At 71.6% G+C, this 12981-nt stretch carries 12 protein-coding genes; 3 read left to right on the top strand and 9 right to left on the bottom strand.

Annotation, left to right across the window (positions count from 1 at the left end; translation table 11 throughout):
• Positions 1–3 precede the first annotated feature (3 nt).
• The 3 genes from rsmD to LDL49_RS16690 form a co-directional block, all read right to left on the bottom strand.
• Complete coding sequence (gene rsmD / locus LDL49_RS16680) at positions 4–570, bottom strand: 16S rRNA (guanine(966)-N(2))-methyltransferase RsmD (RefSeq protein WP_225291969.1); 567 nt, start codon at positions 568–570, stop codon at positions 4–6.
• 416 nt (positions 571–986) lie between these two features.
• Positions 987–3164 carry an ATP-dependent DNA helicase RecG gene (gene recG, locus LDL49_RS16685; RefSeq protein ID WP_225291970.1) on the bottom strand — a complete coding sequence of 726 codons (2178 nt, stop codon included), beginning with the start codon at positions 3162–3164 and terminating at the stop codon, positions 987–989.
• A 34-nt stretch (positions 3165–3198) separates the two neighbouring features.
• The gene (locus tag LDL49_RS16690; protein ID WP_225291972.1) at positions 3199–4818 is read right to left on the bottom strand and encodes a DAK2 domain-containing protein; all 1620 of its coding nucleotides are present in this window, start codon (positions 4816–4818) and stop codon (positions 3199–3201) included.
• 201 nt (positions 4819–5019) lie between these two features.
• Between LDL49_RS16690 and rpmB the strand changes: the two genes are divergently transcribed.
• The gene (gene rpmB / locus LDL49_RS16695; protein ID WP_049556934.1) at positions 5020–5205 is read left to right on the top strand and encodes a 50S ribosomal protein L28; all 186 of its coding nucleotides are present in this window, start codon (positions 5020–5022) and stop codon (positions 5203–5205) included.
• Between the two features lie 93 nt (positions 5206–5298).
• On the opposite strand, the gene thiD is transcribed toward rpmB, so the two are convergent.
• The 3 genes from thiD to LDL49_RS16710 all read right to left on the bottom strand — a co-directional run bounded on the left by thiD (position 5299) and on the right by LDL49_RS16710 (position 9287).
• Complete coding sequence (thiD, locus tag LDL49_RS16700; protein WP_225291974.1) at positions 5299–6102, bottom strand: bifunctional hydroxymethylpyrimidine kinase/phosphomethylpyrimidine kinase; 804 nt, start codon at positions 6100–6102, stop codon at positions 5299–5301.
• A 133-nt stretch (positions 6103–6235) separates the two neighbouring features.
• Positions 6236–7480 carry a hypothetical protein gene (locus tag LDL49_RS16705; protein ID WP_225291976.1) on the bottom strand — a complete coding sequence of 415 codons (1245 nt, stop codon included), beginning with the start codon at positions 7478–7480 and terminating at the stop codon, positions 6236–6238.
• 784 nt (positions 7481–8264) lie between these two features.
• Positions 8265–9287 carry a thiamine-phosphate kinase gene (locus tag LDL49_RS16710; RefSeq protein WP_225291978.1) on the bottom strand — a complete coding sequence of 341 codons (1023 nt, stop codon included), beginning with the start codon at positions 9285–9287 and terminating at the stop codon, positions 8265–8267.
• Between the two features lie 47 nt (positions 9288–9334).
• On the opposite strand from LDL49_RS16710, the gene LDL49_RS16715 reads away from it, so the two are divergent.
• Complete coding sequence (locus LDL49_RS16715; protein WP_225291979.1) at positions 9335–9568, top strand: Lrp/AsnC family transcriptional regulator; 234 nt, start codon at positions 9335–9337, stop codon at positions 9566–9568.
• Between the two features lie 14 nt (positions 9569–9582).
• Entirely contained in the window at positions 9583–10023 is a 441-nt protein-coding gene (locus tag LDL49_RS16720; protein WP_225291980.1) for a DUF3515 domain-containing protein, read from the top strand.
• Between the two features lies 1 nt (position 10024).
• Here the strand turns inward: LDL49_RS16720 and LDL49_RS16725 are convergent, their stop codons facing one another.
• The 3 genes from LDL49_RS16725 to LDL49_RS16735 all read right to left on the bottom strand — a co-directional run bounded on the left by LDL49_RS16725 (position 10025) and on the right by LDL49_RS16735 (position 12948).
• Positions 10025–11119 carry a D-alanine--D-alanine ligase family protein gene (locus tag LDL49_RS16725; protein WP_225291981.1) on the bottom strand — a complete coding sequence of 365 codons (1095 nt, stop codon included), beginning with the start codon at positions 11117–11119 and terminating at the stop codon, positions 10025–10027.
• A 103-nt stretch (positions 11120–11222) separates the two neighbouring features.
• Positions 11223–12233 (bottom strand): NAD(P)H-dependent glycerol-3-phosphate dehydrogenase, encoded by a 1011-nt coding sequence (locus tag LDL49_RS16730; RefSeq protein ID WP_225291982.1) that lies wholly within the window; start codon positions 12231–12233, stop codon positions 11223–11225.
• A gap of 4 nt (positions 12234–12237) precedes the next feature.
• Positions 12238–12948: a lysophospholipid acyltransferase family protein gene (locus tag LDL49_RS16735; protein WP_225291983.1), complete on the bottom strand. Its 711-nt coding sequence runs from the start codon at positions 12946–12948 to the stop codon at positions 12238–12240.
• Positions 12949–12981 lie beyond the last annotated feature (33 nt).

The raw sequence follows: 12981 nt of genomic DNA on the forward strand, positions 1-12981 counted from the left end.
GGTCTACGGGTTCCCGGCGGCGCGACCGTACCAAACGGATGCTTCGCCGTAGCGACGGACCCTCTCCTCTGCGTAGCCTTCGGGCCACACCAGGGCTTTTCCCCTGCTTTCCCGCTCGAACGCCACCAAAGCCCCATCGGTCAGCCAGCCGTTGTCGCGCAGTGACTCCAGGACGCGCGTGACCTCGGCGTCGGTGACGGCATAGGGCGGATCCGCGAAAACGATGTCGTATCCACTCTCCTCGGGCTTCCCCAGGAACCGCTCGACCTTGTCGGCCACCACCCGCGCCCCGTCGAGCGCCAGCGTCTCGACGTTCGCCTTGATCGTGCGGACGGCCCTCGGGTCGGACTCGACGAGCACGGCGAGGGCCGCCCCCCGGGACAGCGCCTCCAGCCCGACGGCCCCTGACCCCGCGTACAGATCGATCACCCGGGCGCCCGCCAGCCCGTGCAGCGAGTCGAGGGTCAAGAAGATCCCTTCTCGCGCCCTGTCACTGGTCGGTCTCGTCCCGCGCCCCGGCGGCACGGCCAGCCGCCTGCCACCCGCGCTCCCCGCGATGATCCGAGTCATGAGGGCCATTGTTCCGCATGTCGACGCAGGTCAAGAGTGGACAAGTGTCGGCCTCGAGTACGCAAGGGTGATTCCCATCACGGGGAGGGTCTCGCATGATGGGTCCTGCGGCCTTCAAGGTGACCCAGTTGGAGGCCGACCGGCGTGATCGTGAGCCCTTCCGCACGCCGGTTCCCTCGGCACCTGACCCGAGGGTGGGCCCAGCCGGGGACGGCATTCGGGGGGAGGCCGTCCCCGCGGCTGGGTTCCAACAACGAAGGGCTTTTTTCTTTGTTACGGCACGGCCTGGCCGGCCGCCACCCTCCGCACGTGGCCGAGGGCCTCCAGGAAAACGGCCGCTGAACCCGCACAGGGCCGGGCGCCGTTACGCGCGATTCTCACTCAGATTCCGTGGCTTCCCTGCGGCGCCGTACGCGTCAGGTCTTCTCCAAGTATTCGGCCCGTTCGTCCGCCAGCAGGCGGTCTATCTCCGCGCGCAGGGCCTCGTTGGACTTCAGCTCCGGGTCGGCGGTCAGCAGGGCCGAGGCTTCGTCCCTGGCCGCCTCTATGACGTCCTCGTCGCGGAGGAGCTGGAGCAGCTTCAAGGACGAGCGTTTGCCCGACTGGGCGGCGCCCAGGACGTCGCCTTCGCGGCGTTGTTCGAGGTCCACGCGGGACAGCTCGAAGCCGTCGAGGGTCGCCGCCACGGCCGACAGGCGGGCTCGGGCGGGGGTGCCCTCGGGGAAGTCCGAGATCAGGAGGCAGAGACCGGGCAGGCCGCCCCGGCCGACCCGGCCGCGCAGCTGGTGGAGCTGGGAGACGCCGAAGCGGTCGGCGTCCATGATGATCATGACTGAGGAGTTGGGCACGTCGACGCCGACCTCGATGACCGTGGTGGCGACGAGGACGTCGAGCTCGCCGCGGGTGAACGCGCGCATGATCGCGTCCTTCTCCTCCGGCGGGAGCTTGCCGTGCAGGACGCCCAGCCGGAGATCGCGGAAGGGCCCCTCGGAGAGCAGCTCGGCCACGTCGAGGACGGCCAGCGGCGGGCGCCGCTCCTCGTCGGACGGTGGTGCCTGGAGATCCCCCTCGTCGCCCTCCAGGTCGCCGATGCGCGGGCAGACGATGTAGGCCTGCCTGCCGAGGGCCACCTCCTCGCGGACCCGCTCCCAGGTGCGCTCCAGGAAGTGGGGCTTCTCGGCGGCGGGCACGACATGGGTGGTGATCGGCGCGCGGCCCGAGGGGAGCTGCGACAGCGTCGAGACCTCCAGGTCGCCGAAGACCGTCATGGCGACCGTGCGCGGGATCGGGGTGGCGGTCATGACCAGCACGTGGGGACGGCCGCCGCCGGCCTTCTCGCGCAGCGCGTCACGCTGCTCCACGCCGAACCGGTGCTGCTCGTCGACCACGACCAGCCCCAGGTCGGCGAACTGGACATGCTCCTGGAGCAGGGCGTGCGTGCCCACCACGATGCCCGCGGTGCCGGAGGCGGCGTCGAGCAGCGCGGACCTGCGCGCGGCGGCGCCCATGGAGCCGGTGAGCAGGGTGACGGCCGTGCCGCCGAACATGCCGCCCTGGGCGAGGTCGCCCAGCATGCCGCTGATCGAGCGGTGGTGCTGCTGGGCCAGCACCTCGGTGGGCGCCAGCAGCACCGCCTGGCCACCCGCGTCGACCACCTGCAGCATCGCGCGCAGCGCCACCACGGTCTTGCCCGCGCCCACCTCGCCCTGCAGCAGCCGGTGCATGGGGTGCTCGAGCGCCAGGTCGGCCGCGATCTCCTCGCCGACGAGCGCCTGCCCCTCGGTGAGCGAGAACGGCAGCCGCCCGTCGAAGTCGGTGAGCAGGCCGTCGGCGCGCCGGGGCCGGGGCCGGGCGGGCCACGCGGTCGCCGCCTGCCGACGCTGCAGCAGCACGGCCTGCAGGACGAACGCCTCGTCGAACTTCAGCCGCTCACGCGCCCGCCGCATGTCGCCGAAGTCCTTCGGCCGGTGGATGGACACCAGCGCCTCGGCCAGCCCCTCCAGACCACGCCGGTCCCGCAGCGCGGCGGGCAGCGGATCGTCGAGGGGCCCGAGCGTGTCGAGCACCACGCCGATCGCCCGCCTGATCGCCCACGGCGTCAGGTCCTTGCCCGCCGGATAGATCGGGACGGGCGCCGCCGCGAAGTCCTCCGCGCTCGCCTCGCCCTCCTCGAACAGCTCGAACTCCGGGTGCGACAGCTGCCACCTCGGGGTGGCCCTGGACCCGAACATGCCCACCTTCCCGGCGAACATCCCCCGCCGCCCCGGCTTGAGCCGCGACTCGGCCACGTGGGAGCCCTTGCCGAAGAACGACAGGTAGATCTTGTTGCGCCCGCCGTCGACGACCTCGACCTCCAGCCAGGTGCCGCCACGGTTGCGCATGGGCTTGCGCATCAGCCTCGTGACCTCGCCGACCACCGTGACGTGCTCGTCGACCTCCAGCGCGTCGAGCGAGGTCAGCTCCCCGCGCTCGGCGTAGCGGCGCGGGTAGTGGCGCAGCAGGTCGCCCACCGTCTCCAGGCCGAGCACGCTGTGCAGCAGCTTGGCGGTCTTGGGATCGAGCGCTTTCGTCAGGGGCTCGTCGAAACGGCTCACGGGACTATGTTCTACCGCCTGCGGCCGACAGGAATCATTCGACACCGATGAGCAGTGGATAACCGCCCTGCTCTCCGTCGTAGACGACCAGGTCCACGTCGGGCCTGATGGCCCTGAGGTGGGCTTCGACGTGCTCGGCCAGGCGTACCGGCGCGTCGGCCCCCGTGACCAGGGTGACCAGTTCGCCGCCGCCCGCCACCATCCGGTCCACGACGAGCGTGGCCACCTCCTCCAGCGTGCCGCCGATCACCGACACGTCGCCGTCGATCAGCCCGAGCACGTCGCCGGGACGGCACACGCCCGCGCTCGTCACCGCCTCACGGTCGGCCACCACAAGGTGCCCGTGGCGCGTGTGCCCGGCCGCGTCGGTCATGGCCACCATGTCGTCGTCGAAGCGGCGCAGTGGATCGTGCACGGCCAGCGCGGCCAGACCCTGCACGGTGGCCCTGGTGGGCAGCACGCTGACCACGACGCCGTCCTCACGGGCGATCTCGGCCGCCGCCGTCGCCACCGCCCCGGCGCCCTCGTCGTTCGGCAGCACCGCCACCTCGCCGCCCGCCTCCCGGATGGCGGCCAGCATCGCGGGCAGCGTGGGCCGCGTGCCGGGGGCGCGGCGTACCACCACCGCCCCGCACTCCTCGAACAGCGCCGCGATCCCGTCGCCCGCCGCGACCGCGACCACTCCCCGGCCCGCGCTGGCCCGGTGCGTACGCTCGGCCAGGTAGGTGATCCTGATCCGGTACGGCCGCCCCGCGCGCAGCGCCGCCTCAACTGCGGGGCCCGCCTCGCCGACATGGACGTGGACGTTCCACAGTCCCTCGCCGCCGACCACGACGAGCGAGTCGCCCATCGCGTCGAGCTCCTCGCGCAGCTTGGCCACCGCGGCGTCGTCGGCGTCGAGCAGGTACATCACCTCATAACCGGCCCCCACCTCGGCCATCGGCGAGATCCGCGAGGTCGGCGCGGGCACGTCATAGCGCTCGCTGTGGGAGCCGGTGATCACCCGTTCGAGCGACTCCAGGATGATCGCCAGCCCGGCGCCGCCGGCGTCCACGACGCCGCTGCGGGCCAGCACGTCCAGCTGCTCGGGCGTACGCCGCAGCGCCGCCCGCGCCGCACCGGCCGCCCGCCGCGCGACCGCCGCGAGATCACCTTTCACTTCCTGTACGACCGCTCCCTGAACGGCCGCTCCTTGTACGGCTGCTTCCTGAACGGCCGCTTCCTGTACAGGCACCTCCTGTACGGCCCGCGCCGCCGCCTCCAGCACGCTCAGCACGGTGCCCTCGACCGGCCTGGCCACGGCCGCCCGGGCCAAGGTGGCGGCACGCAGCAGCCCGGCGCGTAAGTCGGCGCCGTCCTTCAGCACCTCCGCGAGCCCGCGCAGCGCCTGGCTGACGATGACCCCGGAGTTGCCCCTGGCGCCGATCAGGGCGCCGTAGGAGAGCGTCTGCCACACCACCGCGGCGTCCACGTCGTCGGGCAGCGCCTCGACGGCCTCGGCCGCGGAGAGCACGGTCAGGTGCAGGTTGGTGCCGGTGTCGCCGTCCGCGACCGGGAACACGTTGAGCGCGTCGATCTCCGCCCTGGCGCCGCCCAGCGCGTCGGCGGCCAGGCGAGCCCAGCGGCGTACCGCGAGCGGGTCGAGAACCTCCATCTGCGCGCTCCGACCTCCCCGCATGCGCTACCGTTAATGCAGGAGGATATCTCCGCATTTGAGCCCGTCTAGTGCTCGTGGTTCGCGCCCAGTGGTGCGGATCGGATATCCTCGTCAGGCTGGCCGGTTGTCCCGGCATGCCCTTCGCCCGGAAAGCATCACGCGGACAGGGCTACATCGACTGTTTTAAGGAGCGATACCGTGGCTTCCGTCTGCGATGTCTGCCGCAAGGGGCCGACCTTCGGCAACAACGTGTCCCACTCGCACCGCCGCACCCGCCGTCGCTGGAACCCCAACATCCAGACGGTCCGCGCGGTCATCGGCGGCACGCCGAAGAAGCTCAACGTGTGCACCTCGTGCATCAAGGCCGGCAAGGTCACCCGCTAGCCGGTCCCGACTTTCGCCAAAGCCCGCCTGCTCGACACCGAGAGGCGGGCTTTCGCCGTGTCCGGGGTAGCTCGGCGTCGGGGACGGCTCGGCTCAGCGCCAGCGCCAGGCGTGGTCGACCGGGCCGATGCCGTCGCCGAGCGGGAAGCCCTTGGCGATGGCGCCCGTCACGTACTCCTTCGCCTTGCCCACCGCCGTCGGCACGTCGTCCCCCAGCGCGAGGTGGGAGGCGATGGCCGAGGCGAGCGTACAGCCCGTGCCGTGTGTGTGCCGGTTGTCCAGGCGTGGCGCGGAGAAGCGGTATTCGTTCGTGCCGTCCGTGAGCAGGTCCACGGGCTCGCCGGGCAGGTGGCCGCCCTTGATCAGGGCCCAGGTGGGACCCAGCTGCAGGATGGCGTCGGCCGCGCGGCGCAGGCCGTCCTCGTCCTCGACCTTGACCGAGGTGAGCTGCTCGACCTCCCACAGGTTAGGTGTGACGACGGTGGCGACCGGCAGCAGTCGCGTCTTGACCGTCTCGACGGCCTCGGGCGCCAGCAGCGGGTCGCCGTGTTTGGACACGCCGACCGGATCGACCACCACCGGCGCCGGGTACGCGCCGAGCGCCGCCGCCACGACCTCGACCAGTCCCGGCGAGGCCAGCATGCCGGTCTTGACCGACCGCGCCCCGATGTCGCCGAGCACCGAGTCGAGCTGCGCCCGTACGGCCTCGGGCGGCAGCTCCCAGTAGCCCTGGACGCCGAGCGAGTTCTGCGCGGTGACCGCGGCGATGACGCTCATGCCGTGGACGCCCAAGGCGAGCATGGTCTTGAGGTCGGCCTGGATGCCCGCCCCGCCGCCGGAATCGGATCCGGCGACGGTCAGCACGCATGGAGGGGTCGTAACCGTCATATCCCCCATCCAACCATCCCCCACGGGGAGAGCCGGTTAGCTGACGGTGCGCTCCCCACTGGGAGGGCCGCCGGTCGCCGACGGCTCGTCCCCGCTGGGATGGTCGGTCAGCCGACGGCCCATCCCTCGTGGGGATGGGCGGTTAGTTGACGGCGCAGTCCCCGCCCACCAGGCCGCAGTTCGCCGGCTCGGCGCCCCGGCCCGTGGCCGAGATCGTCAGCTGGGCGGTGCCGCCCGTGGCGAGCGACTCGGTCAGGTCGATGATCAGCTGGTCCCCGTCCTGCGTCCACCCGGCGCCCTTCACGTCCAGCACCCGGCCGCGGATCGGCAGGGAGACCGTGAGCGACGGCAGCGCCTCCAGGGAGGAGTTGACGACGTCCAGGTGCGCGGTGTAGCCGACCAGGCCCTGGTTGACCACGTCGAAGTTCAGGCTCACCGACTGACCGCCCGCGGCCTGGGGCTGGTCGGTGGGTGCGGGGGCCGTCGTGACAGTGCCGCTCGGGTTGTCGGGGTCGTTGATCGTCGTGGCCTCGTCGGTCGGCTCCTCCGTGAGGCTCTCCGTCGGGCTCGGGTCGACCGGCTGCCTCGTGGGCCTGACCCGTTCCTTCGTCTTCGTCTTGGTCGGCGTCGGTGTCGGGGAGGCGCTACGGCGCGGCGTGCGCACGTTGGTCGTGGCCGACGGCTTCGGGGTGTCGGCGGCCTTGGTCTCCTCCTTGGTCGGCTCCTCGGAGGGCTCCTCCGTGGGCTCCTCGTCCGCCGGGGACTCGCTGGGCTTCGCACCCGGCTGGTTGGTCACCTGTACGGCGGCGCAGGTGGCGCCGGCGCACTTGGCCGGGTCGTTCGAGGAGCTCATCATCTTGACGCCGGCGACGGTACCGCCGAGGACGACCGCCACGGCGGCGACGGAGAGCAGCGCCACCTTGCCCCGCCCGCCGCTGGGAGGCGCGGCGAGCACGTCGGGGTCGGCGGGCGGCTTCTTGCGGCCACGACGGCGGCGCGGCTCGGGCTGGTCGTCGATCGGCTCGTCCGACGACCAGCCCGAGCCGAGGAAGCCGTTGTCGGCGCTGTCCGCCCAGGCGGGCGTGGGTGCGTCGACCATGGTCGGCGCGCCGTACACCTTGATGTCACCCGGCGCGGGCGGCTCGTTCGACGGCGGCCCGAACACCTCGGTGGAACCGAAGACCTGGGTGGCGCCGAAGGGCTCGTTGAAGTCACGCGTCTCGTTCGAGCCGGGCTCGTCGGCGGGTCCCGGTGGCCGGCCGGGGGTGTCCCACTCCGGACGTGTGAAGGCGCCGGTCGTCTCGAACGGTCCCTCAGGGCGGTCGGACCGGCCGGCGCCGCCCGCCGGCGGCTGCTGCGGCTGGTTGAACACGCCTTCAGGGGGCATGAAGGCCCCGGTGGTCTCGGAAGGCCCCTCAGGGAACGCCCCAGGGCCCTCAGGACGCCCCTGGGGCGGAGCAACCGCCCCTTGGGGACGCATGAAGACGACCGACGCCCCTTCGGGCCGAGTGAAGCCGCCCGAGGGTCCTTCCGGGTGAGCGAAGCCGCCCGAGGGTCCTTCCGGATGGGTGAAGCCGTCCGCTGGCCCTTCAGGGCGAGGGAAGCCGCCTGCGGGTCCTTCCGGGCGCGTGAAGCCGCCCGCGGGTCCTTCTGGGCGGCTGAACATGCTCGGGGCCTCGGGGGACGACTCCGGGGGCCTGCCCGCGGCATTGGACCGCGGCGGCGGCGCGAACGCGCCCGTCGTCTCGAACGGGTCAGGCCGTACGCCGGAAGCGGGACTGACCGGGGCCGGTCCGCCTTCCCGTTTCGGCATCGGCGCCCACTGACCCGTCACCTCCACCTGGTCGGGCGGCGAGGGCCAGCCGGGTGGCTCGGCTCCTGGCTCGTCCGGGCCCCAGAAGGCGCTCTTGGCGGTCGGGTCCGGGACGGCGGCCCACCTCGCGGCGGGGTCGGTGGTGAACCTGGGGTCCTCCTGAGAATCGTCGGAGCCCTCGTTCCCCCATTCATCCTCGTCGTCGGATCCACCTGTGCCGTGGCGGCCCATATGGCTGCCCTTTCTGCAGGTTACAGTGGCCGCCAATCTTCATAACACCTTTACTACGGCTTTGTCCCAGTAATCCCGGTAGTCACACCCCAAATCCGCCAAACCTTACACAAATCGCGGCGGGTTGTCACGCAAAGTGATCCCATCCGACGTGACCAATTTCACGGCCACGCACGTGAACTCCCTGACCTGCCACTACGTCCCCCACGATCTGCCACGGCGGCGGCAGCGCCACCCCGGCGGGGAACACCGCCGCGAGCGCGTGGTCCTCGCCGCCCGACAGCACCCAGTCCAGCGGATCGGCCCCCAGCCGCTCGGCCGCCGCCGCCACCGGCTCCCCCACGACGAACGCGGCCGGGTCCAGCTCAATGCGTACGCCGCTGGCCGCCGCGATGTGCCCGAGGTCCTGGAGCAGCCCGTCGCTCACGTCGAGCATCGCGCTCGCCCCCAGGTCCGCGCCCTGGGGTCCCGCGGCGTACGGCGGACACGGCCGCCGATGCGCGGCCACGGCCTCCCATAGCGGCGCCTCTCGCAGTGGAGAGGAAGGCAAGGAGAGCGGCGCACGGCTCGGCTCCGGAGGGTGGGCAGGCGGCCAGCCGGATTCCAGCAGCGCCAGCCCCGCGGCGGCGTACCCCAGACGGCCGGCCACCGCCACCACCTGTCCGGGGCGCGCGCCCGACCGGGTCACCGGCGCCCGGCCGCCCAGGTCGCCGAGCGCGGTCACCCCGATGACGACCAGGTCGCCGCGCGCGATGTCGCCGCCCACGACACTCGCCCCCACGACCGCGCACTCGTCGCGGAACCCGTCGGCGAGCGCGTCGAGCCACTCCACCGGCAGATCCGCGGGCATCCCCAGGCCGACCACGATGGACGTCGGCACGGCCCCCATCGCGGCCACGTCGGCAAGGTTCTGAGCTGCGGCTTTACGGCCCACGTCGTAGCCGCTGGACCAATCGCGGCGAAAGTGCCTACCCTCGAGTAGCAGGTCCGTAGACACCACGACGCGCCCGTCGGGCGCCCTGACCATCGCGGCGTCGTCGCCCGGCCCGAGCAGAACCGTCGCACCCTGCGGCAATCGTCCGGAAATACGAGACACCGCTCCGAATTCGCCGAGATCTCCGACTGTGATGACGCACCTCCTGACGCACACAGGGTACGGTGGCCCTTCGGCGTGATCGAATCGCCCGGGAGGACGTAATGGTGCAGGCCTACATCCTTATTCAGACCGAAGTCGGCAAGGCCGCGAGCGTGGCCCGCGAGATTTCCGGCATTCCCGGAGTCACGCAGGCGGAGGACGTCACCGGCCCCTACGACGTGATCGTGCGCGCGGAGGCCAACAACGTCGACGAGCTGGGCAAGCTGGTGGTCGCCCAGATTCAGGCCGTGGAGGGCATCACACGTACTCTGACGTGCCCGATCGTCCATATCTGAGGTAAATCTAGTTCATGCGCCGCACCACTGTCCTGCTCGCCCTGCTGATCCTCGCCGGGTGCGGCGGTGCCGTTCGCGTGGAGCCGCCCAAGCCCCAGGGCGAGGCGGCGGCGGTCTGCGAGAGCCTGGCCGGACGGCTGCCCAAGACGCTCGACGGCGCCCCACGCGGTGAGTCCACGCCCGCCTCCCCGTACGTCACGGTCTGGGGGGAGGCGGAGATCGCGCTCCGCTGCGGTGTGCCGCGGCCGGCGCGGATGTCCCCGACCGACACGTTGCAGGAGATCGACGGCGTGGGCTGGTTCGCCGACCCCGACAAGCCGACCCTGTACACCGCGATCGAGGACCCCGCCTATGTCGAGGTCACGATCGCGGGCACCCACGTCGCCCCCTCGGTCCTCGCGGACCTCTCGGGGCCGATCAGCCAGGCGTCGGCTTCCCAGAAGCCGGCCCGGTAAGTCAGCGGAGCCCGGGTGAACGGTGCAGGGCGAGCTGGATGAGCCGGTCGACCAGCGCCGGGTACGACAACCCCGAGGCGGCCCACAGCTGCGGCGCCACCGACAGCGAGGTGAACCCGGGCATGGTGTTGATCTCGTTGAAGACCAGCTTCCCCTCGGGCGTGTAGAAGAAGTCGACCCGCGACAGCCCTTCGCAGTCGAGCGCCTCGAAGGCGCGCACGGCCATCTCCCGCAGCTCCTCGGCCACCGCCTCCGGGAGGTCGGCGGGCACGGTGAGCGACATCTGGTCGGGGTAGTACTTGGCCTCGAAGTCGAAGAACTCCTGACCGCCCTGGACCTTGACCTCGCCCGGCGTCGAGGCGATCGCCGGCTCGTCGCCGAGTGATTCCAGCACCGCGCACTCGATCTCGCGCCCCTCGATGGCGGCCTCGATGAGCACCTTGGGATCGTGCTCGCGGGCGACCTCGACGGCCCGCTCCAGCGAGGCCCGGTCGTGCGCCTTGGAGATGCCCTGCGACGATCCGGCCCTGGCGGGCTTGACGAACACCGGCCAGCCGAGCTCCTCGGCCTCCTTCAGCACCCGCTCCCGGTAGAGCCGCCAGTCGCGCTCGCGCACCACCACGTGACGCCCGATCGGCAGCCCGGCGGCGGCCATGACCGTCTTCATGTGGGCCTTGTCCATGCCCACCGCGCTGGCCAGCACGCCGGAGCCCACGTAGCGCACGCCGGCCATCTCCAGCAGGCCCTGGATCGTGCCGTCCTCGGCGAACGGGCCGTGCATGACGGGGAAGACCACGTCGACGCCGCCCAGCTCGACAGGGATGCTGCCGGGGTCGTAGGCCACCAGCGAGGCGCTGCCGGACGGCAACGCCAGGGCCGCGCCCGTGGTGTCGACGGCGGGCAGCTCGCCGGCCTCGATGGCGAACCGCTGGTCCGACGCGGCCAGCACCCACCTGCCGTCCTGGGCGATCCCGATGGGGATCACCTCGTACTTGCTCCTGTCGATCGCCTCCAGGACACTGCCGGCTCCCATCAGGGACACGGCGTGCTCGGAATTGCGACCTCCGAAAACGACGGCGACGCGTGGCTTGCTCATGAGGTCCGAATCTACCGGCGCGTACGCTGGACAGCGAGTCAAGCGCGCGGATGACGTCGCCATACGCCTGTTCGGCAGCGGGTCAAGCGCGCCCGTGACGTCGTCATACGCCGTAACGCTCGGGCTTGGGTGAGCGGGACATGAGCAGCATTCCGGCCTCGCTCGGCGACATGCCGTCGTGCACCACGCCGACGACGACCTCGGTGATCGGCATCTCCACGTCGTGCTTCCTGGCCAGCTCCAGCACGGACTCGCAGGACTTGACGCCCTCGGCGGTCTGCCTGGTGGCGGCGATGACCTCGGCGAGCGTCATGCCGCGACCCAGGTTCTCGCCGAACGTACGGTTGCGTGACAGCGGCGAGGTGCAGGTGGCCACCAGGTCTCCCATCCCGGCCAGTCCGGCGAAGGTGTGCGGGTCGGCCCCGAGCGCCGCGCCCAGCCGGGAGATCTCGGCCAGTCCCCTGGTCATCAGCATGGCGCCGACGTTGTCGCCCATCCCCATGCCCGCGGCCACGCCGACGGCCAGCGCGATCACGTTCTTGACCGCGCCGCCGAGCTCGACGCCGACCACGTCGGTGTTGGTGTAGGGCCGGAACCACGGCGGCAGGTGGCAGACCGCCTGCAGGCGCGCGGCGACCCCCTCGTCCACACAGGCCACGACCGTGGCGGCGGGCTGGCGCTGGGCGATCTCCTTGGCCAGGTTGGGGCCCGAGACGACGGCGACCCGATCCTCGTGCACCCCCGCCACCTCGCGGATGACCTCGCTCATCCGCTTGGTCGTGCCGAGCTCGATGCCCTTCATCAGGCTGACCAGGACCGCGTCGCGCGGGATATGCTCGCGCCAGGCGGCCAGGTTGGGCCGCAGGGACTGCGACGGCACGGCGAGCACCACGAAGTCGGCGCCGTCGAGCGCTTCGGCCGGGTCCGTCGTCGCGTGCAACGACGGGGGCAGCGCCACGCCGGGCAGGTAGTCGAGGTTCGCGTGGCTGCGCTCGATCCCCGCGACCAGCTCCGGCCGGCGGCCCCACAGCACGGTCTGGTTGCCCGCCTCGGCCAGGATCATCGCGAACGTGGTGCCCCACGAGCCGGTGCCGAACACCGCGACCTTCGTCATGCGGTCACCGCCCCGCCGGGTCGTAGGGGGCCGCGGGGGCCTTCTGCCCGCGCAGCGCGGCGAGCTGCTCGGTGATCGCCATCACGATGTCGTGGGTGGCCTCGCGCAGCACGTCGGCGTGCGGCTCCTGTCCTGTGTACGCCGACAGGTCGACCGGCGGCCCCACCATCACGCGGAACGTCTTGCGCGGGAACAGCCTGGGCCGTTTCTCCCCGTAGGGCAGCAGCTCGTGCGCGCCCCAGTGGGCCACCGGGATCACCGGCGCGCCGCTCTCCAGCGCCAGCCTGGCCGCGCCCGTCTTGCCGACCATCGGCCACAGGTCGGGATCCCGGGTGCAGGTGCCCTCGGGATAGAAGAGGATCGCGGCGCCGTCCTTCAGCCGCGCCGCCGACTCGTGCAGCGACTTGGCCGCCTCGTTGCTGCCCCGCTCGACGGGGATGGCCCGCAGGGAGCGGACGGCGTTGCCCAGGAACGGCACCTTGAACAATGTGGCCTTGGCGAGGATGACCGGCCACCGCCCGTTGTTGTAGAGGAAGTGCGCCAGCAGCACGGGGTCGGTCCAGGAGAGGTGGTTCGTCGCGATGATGATGCCGCCGGTGCGGGGAATGCGCTCGCCCCTGCGCCAGTCCTTCTTGATCAGGAGCCATGACAGTGGTTTCACGATCACTACGGCCAGGGTCTCCCAGAAACGCGATGGGCGCGTGGGGCGGCTCATGATCTCCTCCTACGGTCTGCGCCCCAAGTCTCC

It is taken from the genome of Nonomuraea aurantiaca (genome assembly GCF_020215705.1).
Taxonomy (GTDB): Bacteria; Actinomycetota; Actinomycetes; order Streptosporangiales; family Streptosporangiaceae; genus Nonomuraea; species Nonomuraea aurantiaca.